Here is a 19,741-nt window from a genome sequence, read left to right on the forward strand (position 1 = left end):
AGACACCGCAGATAATAAGCGCCCTGCTAATGCAGGGCGTTTTTCTTTGTAACCGTTAGCTGTATACGCAACTACTGCACTTCAGCCAACCAATCAATAAACGCTTTCACCCGTGGTGACGTTGCCATTTCGTTACGGCACACTAAGAAATAGTTTTGGGGTGAGGCCACCGAAAGCGTAAAGGGCCTAACAAGCCGCCCGGACTCGAGCTGCTCGGCTATAAACGACGCCCGACCAATAGCGACACCAATTCCCCGCTCCGCAGCCTGCAGTGCCAAATCAGCTCGGTCAAATGTACAACCCACCTCTGGCAACACCACGCCATTTTGCTGTGCCCAGTACTGCCATTCATCGTTTATGCCTGCTCTTGCCCATGGCGCGGCATCATGCAACAACATGCAAGAAGTTAATTTTGCAGGATTACCGTATAAGCCATGTTGATCGGCATACTCATGGCTACAAACAGGTACCATGCTTTCGTCCATCAGCTTGACCACATGCAGCCCGGTGTATTTTCCGTTGCCAAAGTAGATAGCACAATCGAAAGACTCGGTATGGAAGTCCACCAGCTCATTACGAGTTCGCAGATGAAAACGCAGTGCGGGGTATTTTTCCAAGAAACTATTCAGTCTTGGTAACAGCCAGCGCTGAGCAAACGTGGGGGGGACTGACACATTGAGATCACCGCTTAACTCAAGGGTACGCAGATCCCTCAGCTCATTCGCTATATCACCAAAATTAAGCGCAAGAACTTCCTTTAGCCGCTTGCCTTCATCGGTTAGTGTGAGCTTTCTAGGCTGGCGAATAAACAGTTTTACGCCTAATGAATCTTCCAAATTTTTGATTTTATGGCTTACCGCACTTTGCGTCAGGCATAAAATCTCCGCCGCGCGTGTAAAGCTCATCTGATCGGCTGCAATAAGAAAGCAATGGAGCCCAGATAACACAGGCCCAGTCAAACGTGGTAGTCGCATATATCATTAAACAACATGGATTTATCAACACATGATATACCTAAATGTCCTCAGATTCTTGCTTCTAATCACTGGTGGACATAAAGACAAAAGCCACTGCTCATGACAGTGACTTATTTATCATTTAAAATTATTTGTTAGATCTTATTGTACATCTCGTAATAAGCGTTGCTTTTGTTCTTCTTTCAGTAATGTCCAATGGCAACCATCAATGGCTCCAGCAAACATCCACAACAACTTCACATCAAGATCTTTACCGTGGCTCTGCCGGACTTTACGAAAGACCTCAACCGCTCCCAGCGAGACAAAGCTACTAACATCTGGAACGCCGGCTTTTTTCACCATCCGCTCCAACGTCAAACGCATGTTAGGTAAGTCCCTAATTCTTTTGCTTTTATCTGACATTTTGTAATTCTTATCAGACGTTGAAATAGCAATTGACTCCTTAATTAAGTTCGCACAAGCCTTTGCATCTGTTTGGTAAATTTGGGTAATGTCGTAGTAATTGACAACGGCAGTGGTGCTACGTTTGATGTGTCTGAACTTTTCGCAACCGAGTAAAGTAAAATGTTGGTCGAGATTGCTCCCCCCCCGAAGGAATACAGCCTTATCGGTAATGATGGCGTACATTGCGTTTTCTATAAAAATGCCTGTACCACCGAACATGGAGCGTTTTTCAAACACGCCAAATTCACGCAAATAATTAAAGATCTCTTCCCTGAACCCTAGCAAAATTCATCTCCCATTAATTGTTAATGGCTTATTTTTCCTGAAGCGCCGAATAGAATCGCGTCATTAAATTGACTTTGACACAGCAAATTAATAATCGCCACATATGAAACAGTGAACACTTAAAAGTGAGAATTCAGACATATTACAGGACAAAAAATAAGCACTTTGGGGCAAATACGACCGTATTTTTTTATGGTGAAAACTGAACGAGTATCCCAAAATATACAGTAGGCACTATCTTTATTCTTATCGTCGTCTTGCACACATTGGGTATCCTTTTTTAGGCAATATCATGAATGAAATCGCCCTTTATCCATCCAATGTCCATATACTGCCAGGTGGCAGGGGCTCATTTACCCTGATAGAAAAGCGCTACCTGAGGATGCTAAAGGAAGCGTTAGCTAAGGATCTTCCTTTTGCCGTTTGTATGATTAACGAATCAGAGGTCGATAGTGAACTCAAACAAATCCCTGCTATAGCAACCCAATGCAACATCATCAACTTTGATCAGTTGGAGTCTGGCTTGTTATCTATTGTGGTTGAAGGGGTACAGAAAATTCGTATTCATGACATCCATCTCGAACAAGACGGGTTGATGAAAGGCAATTGCACACTTTATCCAAACTGGGGGGGTGACACTCTAAGGCCCAAAGATGAAGAGTTGGTTGATAAACTAAAGCTATTTTTTCAATCCATGCCAGAAATCAGCTCTCTGTACCCATCACCACATTGGGATGATATATCTTGGGTATGCCAACGCTGGATTGAGGTGCTACCGCTTGAGGTTCACTACAAGCAACTACTGATCACCCAAAATAACGCTACGTTAACCGCCCGCTTCCTACACAAATTGTTTCACTTGCCTGAAAACTAGTCAGATAAACATCCTGTAATGAATTTGTGCCATCGCCACTATCTATCCCCTCTCAGTCCCGATAGAATAGCCATGTCCAGACTTTTCGTAATGCAGTAATGACTCACGTATCTTTTTTTTGGCTAAAACCTGAAAACGACAAGATAATTAAGGGATTAGAGTCAGAATTCTGCTCTCTAGTTAAATCAGCCGTGCAAAAAGACAGGCTTATCCTTCCCCCTATCCCGTCCGTTCTCAGCAAGCTTCAACAGCTATGCAATAACGACGAAACTACCGTTCGCGATGTTGCCGATCTTCTCATCGATGATCCTGGTATCACCGCCTATATCGTCAAAATATCCAACACAATGATGTTCAACCGTCGCAATGTGGTTTGCCATGATATCTATAACGCAGTCAGTCGGTTAGGTATTTTTAGGGTAAGGGATATCATTACCGCGAAGGCCATCGAGGAGCTCAAGCTGCGGTATCACTTCAGCAAAGAATGCAACCAACTCCTCAAGCAGAGTGCCATTCGCTCGCGTCAGCTCGCTGCCACCATGGCATTAATCAGCCATGGCTTGGCCAACCACGAAGAGTTCCCCAAAGAACTAGAGCCGGAAAAAGCGTTGCTAGCAGGGCTGTTTGCCGATATTGGCCTATTCAGCCTGATCCATGAATACCAGTCCTATCTTGATAGTGGTAACTATCTCGATATCGATATCGCCAAGTATGTTTTCCAGCATAGCTGCCAAGAAGCCAGTAAGGTGATCCTTAAGCACTGGGGCTTCGACGACGATTACCTAGAAGTCGCAACCAACCAACCTCTTAAACACCCAACGCTAAATGACAATACTGGCTATCTTGATGTCGCACGTATGGCCCATCACCTGCTGATGTTCAAGAGTAATGATGATGCTATCGACGAACACCATGTCGAGCTTGATCTCGCTGGTGCCGAAGTGATGTATGAATTAACCAACCTCCCTGCGAAAGAATTTAATCTGCGCCTCAAAATGGTCATTAGCAATAGCGGCCTTTAGAGTTCTGTTCTGAAACTCTCTTCCGGCATACAGTAAGCGCATCAATTTGCTGAGAATGGTTATTGACCCATTCTCAGCCTTACTGATAAGCTGCTGAAAATATACCAAACCCAGTCATATTCTGTTCATATCAGAGTCATCTCGCCATTTGAGTTCAACCCAAATTGATGAAGACATAGTCGCTTTACATCAACGCAATTTTAGGTAGAAATCGAGAGGTAAAGAGGCTCCCAAGGGCTAGTTTATGGATAACCAGCCTCAACACTCACAAGGACCCACATGTTCTCTGGCATGCTCTATATTTTCCTGCCGTTGATTATCGGCTACTTCATTACCATCAATAAGCCTGCAGTACTGGCGTTTATCAACACTCAGACCAGCAGGCTGGTTCTGGTGATCCTGACCCTTATGGGGCTCAGTTTGGCCGGACTGGATAATATTGGGCAAAACCTCAACCAGATCCTCACTTACACCCTTGTATTCTTTTTAATGATCAGCGCCTGTAATCTGCTTGCCCTGCCAGTGCTAGACAAACTGATGCCAACTGAGACGGCTCATGGACACCAAACACTGCCATTGCGCGATATGATTTTAGAATCAATGAAGCTCATCGTAGTGGTTGCAGGCGGGTTGATTGTCGGTCTAATGACAGGTATCGAACTAGGCTGGGTAGATCAAGCTAGCGAAGTGATATTGCTATTACTGCTTTTCCTTATTGGCATCCAGCTCAGAAACAGCGGGATGACTCTGAAGCAGATTTTGCTCAACAAGAAAGGAATCATCATCGCGTTAACGATTATTGCTACCTCTCTGCCTGGCGGCTTGATTGCCGCATGGCTGCTTGACCTTCCCTATAACCAAGGCTTAGCGATGGCTTCTGGGTTCGGGTGGTATTCTCTGGCGGGTATCTTAATTGGTGACAGCCTTGGCCCTGTCATGGGCGGCGCTGCTTTCCTTAACGAATTATTGCGCGAGCTAGTCGCCCTGAGCCTGATCCCTATGATGATCAGCCGCTACCCGAGTACTGCGATCGGCTATGCTGGTGCCACCGCGATGGACTTCACCCTACCGGTGATCCAAAACTGTGGCGGCATACGCTGTGTTCCGATTGCAATTGTCAGCGGGTTTATTCTCAGCTTACTTGTACCAGTATTGATGCTGTTCTTTTTGTCGTTGTAAGAGTTGGCTATTGGCTATTGGCTATTGGCTATTGGCTATTGGCTATTGGCTATTGGCTATTGGCTATTGGCTATTGGCTAAAAGAGTTTAAGCAAAACTATTTTTGCATCAATTAACTCAGATCCTTGTTTATCTAAATGAGGGTACCCAAAATCTAAGGTATCCTCTTTTACTCTTATCAATGCATTCCTATGACACTAGCCAATAACTGTGTGCCTTAGGCTAAGTCACTTTACTGCCAACCAGTAATTCCAATCTCTTTACCACTAGCCTCCTTACCACTAGCCCATGACCTAGCGCCTCTAGCCAAGCTCTTATACCAACCTACATAAATATTTGATCAGTCTGCAGGTTAAAATCGCTGTTCTCTACGTTAGATATTTTTAATTAGAGCCACTAGTTACTGCAATATCTGCCTTGATAACAACGATTTTTCCAGTGCAAATACTTGATCAACGACTTATCCAGATTGGTATTAAAAGCAAAAAGGGAAGCCGAAGCTTCCCTTTGTTATAGATTTAATGGTTCGTATTAGTTGTTACGAATCCACTCATCCATGTCTGATTTCAGGTTGTCAGACTTAGTACCGAAGATAGCCTGAACACCACCACCAGCAACAACCACACCGGCTGCGCCTAGTTTCTTCAAGCGATCTTGGTCAACATTATCAACGCTTGCTACAGCAACACGTAGACGAGTGATACATGCGTCAAGGCCTGTGATGTTATCTTTACCACCGAATGCCATCACTAGGTCTTTCGCTAGCTCAGAGCCTTCAGCTGCAACGCCTTCGCCTGCTTCTTCTTCTTCACGACCTGGTGTTTTCAGGTCAAGCTTGGTGATTACAGCGCGGAATACTACGTAGTAAATTGCAGCGTAAATTAGACCAACACCAATCATTAGACCCATCTTCTGTGCGTTACCAGACAGAACTAGGAAGTCGATTAGACCGTGTGAGAAAGAAGTACCGTGTACAAAACCAAGGGTGTTTGCAACAACGTATGCAGAACCTGCTAGTAGAGCGTGGATTCCGTACAGTACTGGAGCAACAAATAGGAAAGCGAATTCGATTGGTTCAGTAATACCTGTTAGGAATGACGTTAGTGCAGCAGAAACCATGATACCCATTACTTTTGCACGGTTTTCAGGCTTAGCACACTGAGCAATAGCAATAGCTGCAGCTGGTAGACCGAACATCTTAAACATGTAACCGCCTGCTAGCTGACCGAAGCCATTACCAGCAATACGAGATGCTTCATCAGCAACAAGGTAACAAGTAAGAACACCGTTCTGTGTTTCGCCAGCAGCGTTAATACACGTACCTGCTTCGAAGAAGAAAGGTACGTTCCAAACGTGGTGTAGACCAAATGGGATCAGAGAACGCTCAACGATACCGTAGATACCGAATGCAACTGTTGGGTTCTGGTGAGCAGCCCACTCAGAGAACGCTGCAATTGCACCGCCTACTGGAGGCCAAATGATAGAAAGTAGAATCGCAAGACCAATTGCACAGAAACCTGTCATGATTGGTACAAAACGCTTACCAGCAAAGAAACCTAGGTATTCTGGAAGTTGGATACGGAAGAAACGGTTAAATGCCCAAGCAGCAACACCACCGACAAGGATACCACCAAGTACACCTGTGTCGATTGCTTCTACGCCCATTACGCTAGCCATAACACCAAGCGTCGCCGCCATAATGCCGTAGCCAACGATAGCAGCAAGACCTGCTACGCCATCATTGTTAGTGAAACCTAGTGCTACACCTACTGCAAATAGTAGTGGCATTTGGCCGAATACAGAACCACCTGCGGATTCCATAGTTTGAGATACTACTTCTGGTAGCCAACTAAAATTAGCGGCACCAACGCCTAACAGAATACCTGCAACCGGTAGTACTGATACTGGAAGCATCAGCGACTTACCGACTTTTTGCAGGTTTGCAAAAAGGTTCTTGAACATAATGTGCTCCTGAGTGAGTGTTTTATTTAGATTTTCAGTTTTATCAGCGGCCTACCCCCGTAGCCATCTGCCGATAAGACCGTCATTTTTAATACAAGTTAAGTATAAAATGTGGTGCTAAATATAACTTGATAACCATCAAAATTACCAATAGGTCATGAAATATAATTTCAAAACTCAATATAGATCACAGTTGAAATTTCGACTACCAAAGAGAAAAAATAACCATAAGATCATGAAAAATATAAATAATACGCCATAAACACACACCTACAACAACCTGTAATTATCTTTCAGTAATGTAAGCTGTGTTACTTTACGTTACGAAGTTAACTATCAACTTTTCTTGGTGTTTTTTAATGCTATTTGCAGGATTAATTTAAACATATTGAATACTGAATAATTAAAAGACAAATAGTATAAAAAAAAGGAGCCTTAGCTCCTTTTTTCCTCCTTCTCGACCTCAACTTCGTTTTGCGTGCGAAAAAAGGGTAAAGAAGTTGTCAGTGGTTACCCGTTCGACTTCTTCGACCGACACCCCTTTCAACAGGCCAATATGCTCTGCAACTTCACGTACATAAGCTGGCTGGTTCTGTTTACCACGGTAAGGGATCGGGGCAAGGTACGGTGAATCGGTTTCGACCAGTAGGCGCTCCAATGGCAACTGGCTAACCACATGCTTGAGTTCCGACGCTTTGTTGAAAGTAACGATACCCGAGATAGAAATATAGAAACCTAACTCGATAGCAGCCTGTGCCATTTCAAGGCTCTCGGTAAAACAATGCAGCACACCGCCACACTTTTCGGCGCCTTCTTCGCGCAAGATCTGCAAAGTATCTTCACGCGCCATGCGGGTATGAATAATAAGAGGCTTATTGAGTTCAACCGCCAAACGCACATGCTGGCGGAAAATCTCTTTTTGTTGCTCGGCAAGCTCCGGTTGATAATGGTAATCAAGGCCGGTTTCACCGATGGCAACGACACGCTCATGTCGAGCAAATTCTTTCAGCGTATCGAAATCAAAGCCTTCTTCAATATCCAAGGGATGGACACCGCATGAAGCAAATACATTGTCATGCGGTGCAATCATCTCCATCATAGTCGGAAAGCTTTTCAGCGTTACACCAACCGACAGGCAGTAATCAATGCCACGGGCTTTTGCCTTGGCCAACACATCATCAATCCCTGTATGAAGTTGCTCGTAATCTAATTTATCCAGGTGACAATGCGAATCAACTAGCACGTTTCTTTCCTCAGTATTCTGTACATTAACGGAGCCTCGTTCATTGAGGCACTATGGGTGGTTCATGAAACCTGTTAACCACTCGACAATCAACAGCTCTGCATTCAGCCCCGGATGACGTTCCAGTTTCTGATATAGGCTGTTGGCCTCTCTGATTTGCTCAAGCAAGGTCATGGGTGCAATAACCGCTGCAGCCTGCTCAACCAAAGGCAGTGACTCACTATGGACCAAGTGCGTCGTCACGCCTTGTTGCCACTTCATGCAATCGACAAGGAAGTAGCTCAACCACTTGAGACTGTTGTGGCCTTCTTTGGTACATAACCCAGCAACATCATATAAGCCGAAATTCGGCGGCCGCAAAAAATCACCAAAAACAGCCAATAATTTGGTGTAACGAATATCTTGGCCCTGCTCAATGAACTGCTGGGTTGCAATCGGTGCGGAACCATTAAGCCTGACCGTTTCCAACTTGATACTCTGCATCAACTGCTTTTCCACCCAGCGCTTGGTTTCCTGCTCTTGTGGCATCGCCAACCGCCACTTGTTACAGCGACTGTTGATAGTCGGCAGCAAGTTATCCAGTGACGACGCCAACAAGACAAACTGGCAGCCGGACGGTGGCTCTTCCAAGGTTTTCAGCAACGCATTTGCCGCCGCTTCCCCCATGCTATCCGCACCATCAATCAGAAGTATGCGCTCACCACCAAGCTGTGAGGTTTCAACAGCCCAACGGTTACATTGCCTGATCGCATCAACCCCGATCTGCTTACCATCTTGCACAGGGGCTATTACGTGAAAATCTGGGTGGGTGCCAGCGTCAAACAACTTACAACTATGGCATACTCCACAAGGCTCACCACCAGCACCTGCAGCCCCGTTCTGACACAGCACGGTTTTTGCCAGGTGCCTAGCGAGCGCTTCTCGTCCGCTGCCATGAGGCGCCACAAGAAGAATAGCATGATGCATCCGCCCCTGAACCAGCAGCTGTTGCCAACCTTGCCATAGATTTTCCTGCCACGGATATAGCATGTTACTGCTGCTCCAACCAGTGTTTAACCGCACCGCGAATATCAGCCGTTACATCTTCTAGCGACTGACTCGCGTCAATAATGACAACACTTGAATCGGCTTTAGACAATTCCAAAAAACGTGCTCGAGCACGGTGGAAAAAATCGATATTCATTTTTTCGATACGATCCAACTCACCTCGGCCACGGGCACGCTCAAGGCCTAGCACCGGATCGATATCCATATAGATCGTAAAATCAGGACGAAAGTCACCCAGTACTGTATCGCGAAGCCGCTCCATTACCGCACGGTCGAAACCACGGCCACCACCTTGGTAGGCTTGAGAAGACATATCATGACGATCACCGACCACCCAACGTCCTTGGTTCAAGGCAGGCTTGATGACGTTTTCAACCAGCTGCGAGCGAGCAGCGTAAAGCAGTAACAGTTCAGCCATGTCTGTCAAAGGTTCGTCAGGGTGGCCTTCCTTAACCAAGGCACGCATTTGCTCGGCCAGCGGTGTACCGCCCGGTTCGCGGGTCGACGTAAACTCTTCGATCCCCTGCTCAGCCAACACTTGAGTTACTTGCTGGATGGCAGTGCTTTTCCCTGCGCCTTCCAGCCCTTCAATTACGATAAATTTACCAGTCATTATTGTTGTCTTAGTATTCTTAAATATTCACGTACAGCACGGTTATGTTCTGTCAGTGTTCTCGAAAATTTATGGCCGCCTTTGCCATCAGCCACAAAGTAGTAATAAATGCTGTCATCCGGGTTGACCGCGGCGAGAACCGATGCCTCGCTTGGCATTGCAATCGGCGTCGGCGGCAGGCCGAAAATGGTATAGGTGTTATATGGTGTCGGTGTTTGCAGATCGCGTTTGCGGATCCTGCCTTCGTACTTATCACCCATACCGTAGATCACGGTTGGATCCGTCTGTAAGCGCATACCTTTATGCAGACGGTTCATAAATACCGATGACACCAAGCCGCGTTCGTTATCCACCGCCGTTTCTTTCTCGATGATTGATGCCATAATCAGGGCTTCGTACGGGGTTTTCAGTGGAATTTCAGCATCACGCTCATCCCATGCCGTGCCCAACAGGTTCTGCATGTCACTGTAAGCGCGGCGAAGCAGTTCCAAATCTGACGTACCAGCTGTGTAATGGTAGGTTTCAGGCAGCAGGTAGCCTTCCAGCTTTTCGATATCGGCACCCAGAGCTTGAGCAATTTCCGCTTCGCTCATCCCGTCTGTTGCATGGGTCACGTGCGGGGCTTGTTGGAGCTGTGCCAACCAGTCAACAAAGCGCTCACCTTCAACCAACGTGATGGCAAACTGGTGTTCACGGCCAGAGGCAACCAGCGCCAATACGTCCTTTAGCGTCATCGCCGGGGTCACTTGGTACGTACCCGACTTCAGGTTTGCCAGTTGCGGTTCTAGCCTTGGGATCCATCGCGTCCATGGCGACTCTACTATGATGTCTTGGCTAGCCAACTGATTGAGCAATCCGCGGTATGATGTCCCGGCCCTTACCGTCAATAAGACTTCTTGTTGGTTTTCCACTTGTACATCAAGTGATGACTTCACTTGCTGATACGACCAACCCAGTCCACCGGCAGCCGCCAGGCCCAGCAGGATTACAGCAATCGCCAATTTCTTTAGCACGAATACAACCTCTTGTTCAGCTCATTCAGCAAGGTCTGCTGAGTGAATGTTATTCCATTTATTTCATTTACTGGCACTAACGCCATAAGGGCATTAGTAATAAAGACTTCATCAGCACAAAGCAAGCAATCGAGAGTCGAATTGACAATTTCTAAACAATAATCCAGTTCGGTTACCAACTGAAATATATGCCGCCGCATTACCCCCCTCACACCGGACAATTGTAGGCTTGGAGTGTATAACGTATTCCCCCGGCGCCAAAAGATGTTCGAAGCGATGGACTCCACCACGTTACCGACAACATCCAGTACCACGGCATCCAACCACTGGTGCTGCTCGGCTTCCCGCTTCAGCAGCACTTGCTCAAGGCGATTGAGGTGCTTGTATCCGGCCAGCATCGGTGAATGTGACAAACGTTGCTGGCACACCCCTAAGGTAATACCGTCTTGTTGCCACTGCAGGTAATGTTCGGGCCAAGCAAACTCCGACACTACCACCTGCGTATCGCTGCAACCGGAAGCACTGTACCCCCGGCCACCGCTCCCACGGCTGATCAGTACCTTGAGCCCACCTTTGTCAGGGAAACGGGTAGCAAGCTTACTGACAGTTGTCGCTAATTCATCCCAGTTCGGCTCGGCTATATCCAGTAGCGAGAGCGTTTCTTTTAAACGCTCAAGGTGAAAAGGCCAAAGCCGGATCTCACCACTTTCTACCAGCATAGTCGTAAAACACCCATCGCCGTACTGCATGGCTCTGTCGGTCACTGTTATCTGGTTGTCAGGTTTTCCGTTGATCAGGATCATCTTGCTTCCTGCTCGATATTCTCGAAAGATAGATAAAAAAAACGGCCCGGTGCATAACACCGGGCCGCTCAATGATAACAGGTTATCGTTAGATTTTCTTGAACAGCAACGAGCCGTTTGTACCACCGAAACCAAACGAGTTACACAGTGCGTACTCAAGATTTACCTGACGCGCTTCGCCTGGTACGTAGTCCAGATCACAGCCTTCATCAGGGTTTTCTAGGTTAATTGTTGGCGGCACCACTTGATCAATCAGAGTCATCGCCGTGATGATGGCTTCAACAGAACCAGCAGCACCTAATAGGTGGCCAGTCATAGACTTAGTCGAAGATACCATGACGTTATCAGCAGCAGCACCCATCGCACGCTTAATGCCAAGCGTTTCGGCAACGTCACCAGCAGGGGTTGATGTACCGTGTGCATTGATGTAGCCGATTTTATCAGCATTGATACCCGCATCACGGATACATGCTTCCATTGCCAATGCGCCACCAGAGCCGTCAGCGCTTGGTGATGTCATGTGGTAAGCATCGCCACTCATGCCAAAGCCAACAAGCTCAGCATAGATTTTTGCACCACGTGCTTTTGCGTGCTCGTACTCTTCTAGCATCATCATACCGGCACCGTCGCCAAGTACGAAACCGTCACGGTCTTTGTCCCATGGGCGAGATGCGCCCTGAGGATCATCGTTACGGGTAGATAGTGCTTTCGCAGCGGAAAAACCGCCCATGCCTAGAGGTGTTGATGCTTTCTCAGCACCACCTGCTAGCATCGCATCGGCATCACCGTATGCGATCATGCGTGCAGCATGACCAATGTTGTGAAGGCCAGTTGTACACGCTGTAGAGATTGCGATGTTTGGACCACGTAGACCATGCATGATCGACAGGTGGCCAGCAATCATATTGACAATTGTCGATGGAACAAAGAATGGGCTGATTTTGCGCGGACCCTTTTCCATCAAAGATTGATGGTTAGCTTCAATTAAGCCAAGACCACCAATACCAGAACCGATAGCTACGCCCACGCGGGCTGCATTTTCTTCAGTAACTTCAATACCAGAGTCTTTTAACGCTTGTACGCCTGCTGCAATGCCGTATTGGATAAACAAATCCATTTTACGGGCATCTTTCTTCGTCATGTATTCTTCACAGTTGAAGTCTTTGACCATACCAGCAAAACGAGTAGCGAATGCACTAGCATCAAAATGTTCAATAGTGCTGATACCGCTAGTACCGGCTAGAAGTGCTTTCCAAGATGATTCAACAGAATTACCTACCGGTGATAGCATACCCATGCCAGTAACAACTACGCGACGCTTAGACACGATTTATTTCTCCGGGAATTGAGGATAAAACAGATTTCAAAAGAAAAATTCAGGCGGTCATGGTGACCGCCTGGGGGGAGTTCTTTAATTACTCAGAAGCGCCAACAACGTAGTCGATTGCAGCTTGTACTGTAGTAATTTTTTCAGCTTCTTCGTCTGGAATCTCAGTGTCGAATTCTTCTTCAAGAGCCATTACTAGTTCAACTGTATCTAGAGAGTCAGCGCCTAGATCGTCAACGAAAGATGCTTCGTTCTTAACTTCAGCTTCGTCTACACCTAGTTGCTCGATGATGATTTTTTTTACGCGTTCTTCGATGTTGCTCATTAATCTATTTCCTTAAAACAAGAATTCGCTAATGCGATTTGCTGTAGTTTATTCAATACTGCAAAAGTTGCAATACTCAAGATGCTGGTCAAACCACGATTTTCAGTGAAAACAAGTTGAGTTTGACTTGCATCATCAAGTTATGCAACTTTTTTGATTAAATCATGTACATGCCGCCATTGACGTGCAATGTTTCACCGGTCACATAACCAGCATCTTCAGAGGCTAGGAAAGCCACAGCGGCTGCAATTTCACGCGGATCGCCAAGACGGCCAGCCGGAACACCAGACAGTGTCGCGGCGCGCTGATCGTCTGTCAGAGCCTTGGTCATGTCCGTTTCAATGAAGCCCGGAGCCACAGCATTTACTGTAATGCCACGAGAAGCCACTTCACGTGCCATCGACTTGGTAAAGCCAATCAAGCCCGCTTTAGCGGCTGCATAGTTAGTCTGGCCTGCGTTACCCATAGTGCCCACAACCGAGCCAATGCTGATAATACGGCCATGACGTTTTTTCATCATCGCGCGCAATACCGCTTTCGACAAACGGAAGATAGAGGTCAGGTTAGTGTCCATGATGTCCTGCCATTCGTCATCTTTCATACGCATTAGCAAGTTATCACGGGTAATACCTGCGTTGTTAACTAGGATGTCAACATCACCAAATTCTTCTTTGATCTGCTTAAGCACTGCTTCAATAGATTCAGGAGAAGTGACATTCAGCGCAAGGCCCTTACCATTGTCACCCAGATAAGCGCTGATAGCTTCTGCGCCGTTCTCAGAGGTTGCAGTACCGATAACGGTTGCACCACGTTCAACCAGAATCTCGGCAATCGCACGACCGATACCACGGCTCGCACCTGTTACCAGCGCAATTTTTCCTTCCAGGCTCATTGTTAATCCTCTTTGATGAAATTGGTTACTTAGCAGCGTCAAGGCTGGCGGTGTCGTTAACCGCTGCGCTGCTCAGTGAACGATTGATTCGTTTTGTTAGGCCAGTCAATACTTTACCCGGGCCGAACTCAAGCAGAGACTCGATACCTTCAGCAGCCATGCGCTCCACAGACTCGGTCCAGCGTACTGGGCTGTGCAGCTGCTTAACTAGCGCAGCCTTAATTGCCGCAGGATCCGTCTCGGTCGCCACGTCAGCGTTGTTGATAACGGATAGTACTGGCGCTGAGAAAGTAATGCTCTCGAGCGCTTCTGCCAGCTTATCAGCAGCAGGCTGCATCAGTGCACAGTGTGAAGGCACAGACACAGGCAGCGGCAACGCACGCTTAGCACCGGCTTCTTTACAAAGTACATTCGCACGTTCAACAGCGTCTTTGTTACCTGCGATAACAACTTGGCCTGGAGAGTTAAAGTTTACCGGTGAGCACACCTGATCTTGCGCGGCTTCTGCACACGCCTTGGCAATAGCGTCGTTGTCCAAACCGATAATGGCAGACATTGCGCCAACACCTGCCGGCACGGCTGCTTGCATTAGCTGACCACGTAGCTCAACCAGCTTAACCGCATCTTTGAAATCAATAACACCCGCACAAACTAGTGCTGAATATTCGCCTAGGCTGTGGCCTGCCACTACTTCAGGCTTTGCACCACCAACTTCTTGCCATACACGCCAAATCGCAACTGAAGACGTCAGAAGTGCAGGCTGAGTGCGGTGAGTTTGGTTCAGGTCTTCAGCTGGGCCGTTTTGTACCAGTGCCCACAGGTCATAACCTAATACGTCAGATGCCTCAGCAAAAGTTTGCTTAACCACATCATACTGCTCAGCCAATTCGGCCAGCATACCTACGGCTTGAGAGCCTTGACCCGGAAATACAATCGCGAACTTAGACATTCGAGAATCCTTATTCTATGTAACTGAAAACTCAGTTTTGCTAAATCGGGCGAGATGGCAACGCCAACCCACCCAAACTAAATATAAAGAAGATGTTTAGAACTTCACCAGCGCCGAACCCCAGGTGAAACCACCACCAAAGGCTTCAAGCAGCAATGTCTGGCCACGCTGAATACGGCCATCACGTACCGCTTCGTCCAGCGCCGTTGGCACGGTTGCCGCCGAGGTATTACCGTGGCGATCAAGGGTGACAACTACCTGATCCATAGACATAGAAAGCTTCTTCGCTGTTGCTTTGATAATGCGCAGGTTTGCTTGATGCGGTACCAGCCAATCAAGCTCTGACTTGTCCATGTTATTGGCGGCTAACGTGTTTTTAACTAAGTTAGACAGTTGGGTTACTGCTACCTTGAACACTTCGTTACCGGCCATGTATAGCCACTTGTCATCGCTGAAGTCCTGACCATGCTCAGGCACACCAAGGCTTAATAGCCCACCAAAGTGGCCATCTGCGTGCAGGTGGGTCGAGATGATACCCGGCTCTTCGCTCGCTCCGACAACAACAGCACCAGCAGCATCACCAAACAGGATGATCGTCGAACGATCATTTGGGTCACAACGGTGCGAGAGCGCATCGGCACCAATCACTAGGACGTTTTTCGCCATACCTGTTTTGATATGCTGATCGGCAATACTCAACGCATAGACGAAACCAGAACAAGCTGCAGCAATATCAAACGCCGGACAGCCTTTGATATCCAGCATACCCTGAACCTGACAAGCCGCCGATGGGAACGCGTGGCTCGCACTGGTCGTCGCGACGATGATCAGGTCAATGTCATCTTTCTCAATGCCTGCCATCTCAATAGCATTCAATGAAGCCTGATACCCCATTACCGCGACAGTTTCGTCTTCGGCAGCAATGCGACGCTCTCGAATACCGGTACGAGCGACAATCCACTCGTCATTGGTTTCAACCATATGTTCTAAGTCGGCATTAGAACGTACTTGCTCTGGCAGATAGCTGCCAGTACCTAAAATTTTGCTATACATGAAGACTAATAATGCCTCTCGAGTAAGACTTCTTCCAAACGATCACTGATTTTTGTCGGTATTTGTCGTTTGACCTCGTGTACCGCTTCACCAATCGCATTAGTAAAGGCGGTTGTATCAGCACTTCCGTGGCTTTTCACCACAATACCGCGCAATCCTAACAGACTCGCGCCGTTATACTGGTCGGGGTTCAACTGTTTCAAGCTGTTAAATAGGTCACTAAATAGCCACCTCGCTATCAGCCGTTTCAGTGGATTACCGTAAATAGCACGTTTAATCGCACCAATAAACAGATTTGCCACCCCTTCACTGGTTTTAAGGCTGACATTGCCTACAAAACCATCACAGACAATAACATCGGCTTTACCACTGTAGAGCTGATCCCCTTCGATATAACCGATGTAATTGATATCCGGTGACTCGGTCAGCATCTCAGCGCAGCGCTTGACGAGATCGTTACCTTTGATCTCCTCTTCACCGATATTGAGCAACGCAACCCGAGGTGGCGTCACATGTCCTTGCTCAGCCAGCACCGCCCCCATTACTGCGAACTGGAACAAGGTATCGGCATCACATGACACATTGGCCCCTAAGTCTAGCAGCCAGGTCTTGGTCTCGTTTTGAGTTGGAATAGCAGACACCAGCGCGGGACGATCCACTCCGGGTAGTTGCTTGAGGATATAACGAGACAAAGCCATTAAAGCTCCGGTATTACCAGCACTGACACAGGCATTAGCAGTGCCTTCGGAAACGGCTTCCAGAGCGGCGCGCATAGATGACCCTTGACTCCGGCGCAAAGCCTGAGAAGGACGGGTATCGTTTGCAATGACGTGATCGCAATGGACAATGCGTAGACGAGGGTGATTCGTTTGATTCAGGAGGGATAGTTCGGTAGTGATCGCACTTTGATCACCAAATAATATGACTTTGAGCTCAGGGAATTGCAACAGTGCCTGCACGGAGGCAGGCACTGTTACTTGAGGACCGAAATCCCCACCCATTGCATCAAGTGCAACGGTTAGACCACTCAAGGCTCAACCTTACTTGTTGATAACCTTGCGACCACGGTAGAAACCGTCAGCTGTCACGTGGTGACGTAGGTGAGTTTCACCACTTGCAGAATCTACAGACACAGCTGCAGTTGTTAGTGCATCGTGTGAACGACGCATGCCACGTGCTGCACGTGATTTTTTGCTCTTTTGTACGGCCATTAACCCTACTCCTGTTAAATTACTTACTTAGATTTTTCAATACTGCAAACGGATTCGGACGCTCATCAGCAACGGGGATCTCACCAAAAGTCATGTTTCCGCTGGCTTTGCAGTCAGCTTCCTCATGCATAGCGACTTGAGGTAATTCCAGAATCAATTCGTCTTCGACGATTTGAACCAGATTGATCTCACCATTTTCGTCGACATCAGCCGGCTCATAAGCTTCCGGTAAATCGTCTGCTGCCTCTGGTTTGAGGAGCGGACTGTAACAGAACTCAACACGATATTCGTGTTTGAACCCTTCCTGACATCTCTGACAGGTCAGCATCACTTCAACATCTGCGCTACCGCGCATAAATGCGATTCGACGCTGGTCCAAGTCAAATGACAAGGTGACGTTTGCATCACGTGTTACGCTCTGCGTTGATTCGGTCAGACGCTCAAGTAGTTCGGCTTTGATGATGCCATCATAGTCGAGTTTTTTTTGAGCAGCGCGAACCGGGTCAACCGTAAGCGGCAATTTTACCTTTTGCATAGGGCGCGAATATTAGCCTTGTAATCAGTTTGAGTCAAAGGAAATGTGCGTGAATTAACACCATTTAGTCAATTCGTATACTCAGTGTTAGATACAAGCACTGCAGCACTGCCACTTCCACCATTTTGTCTGTTATCTGCCTATCCACCAATAACTTGTATGGCAGTCAATATCAGCTCAAATAACACACAAAAACTGGCGAAAACCCAACCGATAGACCAACTTTACCTATCATTATAACGTAGCCATCGCAAAGCAAGGTGCGTAGACTACCACAACCTAGCATTAACCCGGTAATAGTCATGTGCCAACCTTTACTCTTGGCTTCAACCTCCCCTTTTCGCCAATCACTATTGCAAAAACTCGGCCTTCCTTTTACGACAGCCAAGCCTGAAACCGATGAAACACCACTACCCGGCGAGCAAGCGCAGCAACTTGTCACTCGCTTAGCCCAGAGCAAAGCCATGGCATGTGCCAGCGAGTACAGCGAGCATCTCATTATTGGCTCCGATCAGGTCTGCGTGATTGATGGCGCGATCATCGGCAAGCCCCATACGGTTGAGAATGCCTGTCGCCAACTAAAAGCAGCCAGCGGTAAAACCATCACCTTTTATACTGGCCTGTGTCTACACAACGCCAAAACAGGCGAGAGCGAGGTGATCTGCGAACCCTTCCATGTCCACTTCCGCCAGCTCACTGATACCGAAATCCGCCATTATGTTGAACGTGAGCAGCCACTCAACTGTGCGGGGAGCTTCATGTGTGAAGGACTGGGTATAGCGTTGTTTGACCGCCTCGAAGGCCGCGATCCTAATACCCTTGTCGGCTTGCCACTGATTGCGCTGCGAGAAATGCTCGCCAAACAAGGTATCAGCGTATTGTAAGCACAGTTTGATAAAGGCAATGTTGTAGCCCCACCATCACCCGAACAAAAAACGGCAGGAAACCCTGCCGTTTTACTGTATTGAACGCGCGTTATAGAAAAGGTTACACCTTTATTATTGCACCTTACTACTGCGTAACTTCTCCACTGCCAGCTGAAGCTTTCGCTCCATCGGCGCACTGATGTCCATCAGCTCTTCGCTTTGCGGGTGGGTGAACTTGATGTTCGCCGCGTGCAGGAACAAACGATTCAAACCTACCTTTTTAGTAAAGGCATCAAAGCGTGGGTCGCCATAGCGATCATCCCATGCAATTGGGTGGCCGGTATATTGGCAGTGCACGCGAATTTGGTGGGTGCGGCCCGTTACCGGGCTGGCCTGCACCAACGTCGCTTGGTCAAGTCGCTCCAGTACCTTGAAGCGAGTATCGCACGGCTTACCATTCGGGTTAACCCGGACGATACTGTTCACCTCATTTTTGAGAAGCGGCGCAGTCACTTTCTTGCAGCTCGCCTTCCACTCCCCCATTACCAAAGCAAAGTAGTACTTCTGTACTGTCTTATTACGGAACTGCTCTTGCAGCTTGCGCAACGCGGAGCGTTTTTTTGCCACAAGCAGAATGCCCGACGTATCGCGGTCGATGCGGTGGACCAGTTCGAGGAAGCGTGCATCAGGCCGCAATGCACGCAATGCTTCAATAGCACCGAACTTCAGGCCACTGCCGCCGTGTACTGCCGTACCGGATGGCTTGTTGAGGATCAGCATGTGGTCATCTTCATAGATAATGCACGCTTCAAGCTCTGCCACTTTATCTAACTTGGTGCTGATCGGTGCTTGGTCTTCTTTTTCCGGTATCTTTACCGGAGGAACCCGAACCAGGTCACCGTCCTGCAATTTGTATTCTGGTTTTATACGTTTTTTGTTCACTCGCACTTCGCCTTTACGCAGAATGCGGTAAATCATACTTTTTGGTACATTTTTTAGCCGTGCACGGAGAAAGTTATCGATCCGCTGGCCTGCAAAGTCATCAGATATTTCGATGAAGTGCACTTTTGGTTTATCATCTTTCATGGGTTTCATTCTAACATGCATGCAAAGCAGATTGC

Annotated in this window: 21 protein-coding genes; 4 read left to right on the forward strand and 17 right to left on the reverse strand. The window is 47.5% G+C overall.

All coding sequences use genetic code 11. The features are described 5' to 3' along the window. Nucleotides 1–71: 71 nt before the first annotated feature. Together dsdC and ACVA53_RS04395 are read right to left on the reverse strand one after the other, a co-directional pair. Nucleotides 72–974 (reverse strand): DNA-binding transcriptional regulator DsdC, encoded by a 903-nt coding sequence (gene dsdC, locus ACVA53_RS04390; protein ID WP_446504572.1) that lies wholly within the window; start codon nt 972–974, stop codon nt 72–74. A 144-nt stretch (nt 975–1,118) separates the two neighbouring features. Next, nucleotides 1,119–1,706 carry a TfoX/Sxy family DNA transformation protein gene (locus ACVA53_RS04395; RefSeq protein WP_255044730.1) on the reverse strand — a complete coding sequence of 196 codons (588 nt, stop codon included), beginning with the start codon at nt 1,704–1,706 and terminating at the stop codon, nt 1,119–1,121. 292 nt (nt 1,707–1,998) lie between these two features. Between ACVA53_RS04395 and ACVA53_RS04400 the strand changes: the two genes are divergently transcribed. The 3 genes from ACVA53_RS04400 (at nt 1,999) to ACVA53_RS04410 (ending at nt 4,781) form a co-directional block, all read left to right on the forward strand. Further along, complete coding sequence (locus tag ACVA53_RS04400) at nt 1,999–2,580, forward strand: LON peptidase substrate-binding domain-containing protein (protein ID WP_255044729.1); 582 nt, start codon at nt 1,999–2,001, stop codon at nt 2,578–2,580. A 98-nt stretch (nt 2,581–2,678) separates the two neighbouring features. Then, entirely contained in the window at nt 2,679–3,602 is a 924-nt protein-coding gene (locus ACVA53_RS04405; RefSeq protein ID WP_446504573.1) for an HDOD domain-containing protein, read from the forward strand. Between the two features lie 279 nt (nt 3,603–3,881). Continuing rightward, nucleotides 3,882–4,781, forward strand: coding sequence for a lysine exporter LysO family protein (locus ACVA53_RS04410; protein WP_446504574.1), 900 nt, complete (start codon nt 3,882–3,884; stop codon nt 4,779–4,781). A gap of 531 nt (nt 4,782–5,312) precedes the next feature. Here the strand turns inward: ACVA53_RS04410 and ptsG are convergent. The 14 genes from ptsG to yceD all read right to left on the reverse strand — a co-directional run bounded on the left by ptsG (nt 5,313) and on the right by yceD (nt 17,754). Continuing rightward, entirely contained in the window at nt 5,313–6,743 is a 1,431-nt protein-coding gene (ptsG, locus tag ACVA53_RS04415; protein WP_446504575.1) for a PTS glucose transporter subunit IIBC, read from the reverse strand. 463 nt (nt 6,744–7,206) lie between these two features. After that, nucleotides 7,207–7,986, reverse strand: coding sequence for a TatD family hydrolase (locus ACVA53_RS04420; RefSeq protein ID WP_446504576.1), 780 nt, complete (start codon nt 7,984–7,986; stop codon nt 7,207–7,209). A gap of 51 nt (nt 7,987–8,037) precedes the next feature. Continuing rightward, nucleotides 8,038–9,015 (reverse strand): DNA polymerase III subunit delta', encoded by a 978-nt coding sequence (gene holB, locus ACVA53_RS04425; RefSeq protein ID WP_446504577.1) that lies wholly within the window; start codon nt 9,013–9,015, stop codon nt 8,038–8,040. Between the two features lies 1 nt (nt 9,016). Next, complete coding sequence (gene tmk / locus ACVA53_RS04430) at nt 9,017–9,646, reverse strand: dTMP kinase (RefSeq protein WP_255041435.1); 630 nt, start codon at nt 9,644–9,646, stop codon at nt 9,017–9,019. Next, on the reverse strand, nt 9,646–10,659 hold the full coding sequence (gene mltG / locus ACVA53_RS04435) for an endolytic transglycosylase MltG (RefSeq protein ID WP_446504578.1): 1,014 nt from the start codon (nt 10,657–10,659) through the stop codon (nt 9,646–9,648). The genes tmk and mltG overlap by 1 nt, the downstream gene beginning before the upstream one ends. Next, entirely contained in the window at nt 10,653–11,462 is an 810-nt protein-coding gene (gene pabC, locus ACVA53_RS04440; RefSeq protein ID WP_446504579.1) for an aminodeoxychorismate lyase, read from the reverse strand. The genes mltG and pabC overlap by 7 nt, the downstream gene beginning before the upstream one ends. 88 nt (nt 11,463–11,550) lie before the next feature. Continuing rightward, nucleotides 11,551–12,789: a beta-ketoacyl-ACP synthase II gene (gene fabF, locus ACVA53_RS04445; RefSeq protein WP_255041432.1), complete on the reverse strand. Its 1,239-nt coding sequence runs from the start codon at nt 12,787–12,789 to the stop codon at nt 11,551–11,553. Between the two features lie 88 nt (nt 12,790–12,877). Further along, nucleotides 12,878–13,114 (reverse strand): acyl carrier protein, encoded by a 237-nt coding sequence (acpP, locus tag ACVA53_RS04450; RefSeq protein WP_016961388.1) that lies wholly within the window; start codon nt 13,112–13,114, stop codon nt 12,878–12,880. A gap of 157 nt (nt 13,115–13,271) precedes the next feature. Next, nucleotides 13,272–14,006 carry a 3-oxoacyl-ACP reductase FabG gene (fabG, locus tag ACVA53_RS04455; RefSeq protein WP_255041431.1) on the reverse strand — a complete coding sequence of 245 codons (735 nt, stop codon included), beginning with the start codon at nt 14,004–14,006 and terminating at the stop codon, nt 13,272–13,274. Nucleotides 14,007–14,031: 25 nt separating this feature from the next. Then, nucleotides 14,032–14,955: an ACP S-malonyltransferase gene (gene fabD / locus ACVA53_RS04460; protein ID WP_446504580.1), complete on the reverse strand. Its 924-nt coding sequence runs from the start codon at nt 14,953–14,955 to the stop codon at nt 14,032–14,034. Between the two features lie 96 nt (nt 14,956–15,051). Continuing rightward, a complete protein-coding gene (locus ACVA53_RS04465; protein ID WP_446504581.1) occupies nt 15,052–16,008 on the reverse strand; it encodes a beta-ketoacyl-ACP synthase III in 957 nt (318 codons plus the stop codon). Nucleotides 16,009–16,013: 5 nt separating this feature from the next. Beyond that, nucleotides 16,014–17,039, reverse strand: coding sequence for a phosphate acyltransferase PlsX (plsX, locus tag ACVA53_RS04470; RefSeq protein ID WP_255041428.1), 1,026 nt, complete (start codon nt 17,037–17,039; stop codon nt 16,014–16,016). A 9-nt stretch (nt 17,040–17,048) separates the two neighbouring features. Continuing rightward, nucleotides 17,049–17,219, reverse strand: a complete 171-nt coding sequence (gene rpmF / locus ACVA53_RS04475) for a 50S ribosomal protein L32 (RefSeq protein ID WP_006231206.1) — start codon at nt 17,217–17,219, stop codon at nt 17,049–17,051. A gap of 19 nt (nt 17,220–17,238) precedes the next feature. Further along, on the reverse strand, nt 17,239–17,754 hold the full coding sequence (yceD, locus tag ACVA53_RS04480) for a 23S rRNA accumulation protein YceD (protein ID WP_255041421.1): 516 nt from the start codon (nt 17,752–17,754) through the stop codon (nt 17,239–17,241). A gap of 302 nt (nt 17,755–18,056) precedes the next feature. Between yceD and ACVA53_RS04485 the strand changes: the two genes are divergently transcribed. Beyond that, on the forward strand, nt 18,057–18,638 hold the full coding sequence (locus ACVA53_RS04485; protein ID WP_446504582.1) for a Maf family protein: 582 nt from the start codon (nt 18,057–18,059) through the stop codon (nt 18,636–18,638). Nucleotides 18,639–18,752: 114 nt separating this feature from the next. On the opposite strand, the gene rluC is transcribed toward ACVA53_RS04485, so the two are convergent. Next, a complete protein-coding gene (rluC, locus tag ACVA53_RS04490; protein ID WP_255041419.1) occupies nt 18,753–19,706 on the reverse strand; it encodes a 23S rRNA pseudouridine(955/2504/2580) synthase RluC in 954 nt (317 codons plus the stop codon). Nucleotides 19,707–19,741: the final 35 nt, after the last annotated feature.

The sequence above is a fragment of the Photobacterium sp. DNB23_23_1 genome, assembly GCF_052873815.1.

Coding starts and splice junctions, on each gene's coding strand:
- ptsG (WP_446504575.1), bottom strand. CDS start 6,743: ATGTTCAAGAACCTTTTTGCAAACCTGCAAAAAGTCGGTAAGTCGCTG.
- holB (WP_446504577.1), bottom strand. CDS start 9,015: ATGCTATATCCGTGGCAGGAAAATCTATGGCAAGGTTGGCAACAGCTG.
- acpP (WP_016961388.1), bottom strand. CDS start 13,114: ATGAGCAACATCGAAGAACGCGTAAAAAAAATCATCATCGAGCAACTA.
- ACVA53_RS04400 (WP_255044729.1), top strand. CDS start 1,999: ATGAATGAAATCGCCCTTTATCCATCCAATGTCCATATACTGCCAGGT.
- rluC (WP_255041419.1), bottom strand. CDS start 19,706: ATGAAAGATGATAAACCAAAAGTGCACTTCATCGAAATATCTGATGAC.
- fabD (WP_446504580.1), bottom strand. CDS start 14,955: ATGTCTAAGTTCGCGATTGTATTTCCGGGTCAAGGCTCTCAAGCCGTA.
- fabG (WP_255041431.1), bottom strand. CDS start 14,006: ATGAGCCTGGAAGGAAAAATTGCGCTGGTAACAGGTGCGAGCCGTGGT.
- rpmF (WP_006231206.1), bottom strand. CDS start 17,219: ATGGCCGTACAAAAGAGCAAAAAATCACGTGCAGCACGTGGCATGCGT.
- dsdC (WP_446504572.1), bottom strand. CDS start 974: ATGCGACTACCACGTTTGACTGGGCCTGTGTTATCTGGGCTCCATTGC.
- tmk (WP_255041435.1), bottom strand. CDS start 9,646: ATGACTGGTAAATTTATCGTAATTGAAGGGCTGGAAGGCGCAGGGAAA.
- ACVA53_RS04405 (WP_446504573.1), top strand. CDS start 2,679: ATGACTCACGTATCTTTTTTTTGGCTAAAACCTGAAAACGACAAGATA.
- ACVA53_RS04410 (WP_446504574.1), top strand. CDS start 3,882: ATGTTCTCTGGCATGCTCTATATTTTCCTGCCGTTGATTATCGGCTAC.
- yceD (WP_255041421.1), bottom strand. CDS start 17,754: ATGCAAAAGGTAAAATTGCCGCTTACGGTTGACCCGGTTCGCGCTGCT.
- ACVA53_RS04485 (WP_446504582.1), top strand. CDS start 18,057: ATGTGCCAACCTTTACTCTTGGCTTCAACCTCCCCTTTTCGCCAATCA.
- ACVA53_RS04465 (WP_446504581.1), bottom strand. CDS start 16,008: ATGTATAGCAAAATTTTAGGTACTGGCAGCTATCTGCCAGAGCAAGTA.
- pabC (WP_446504579.1), bottom strand. CDS start 11,462: ATGATCCTGATCAACGGAAAACCTGACAACCAGATAACAGTGACCGAC.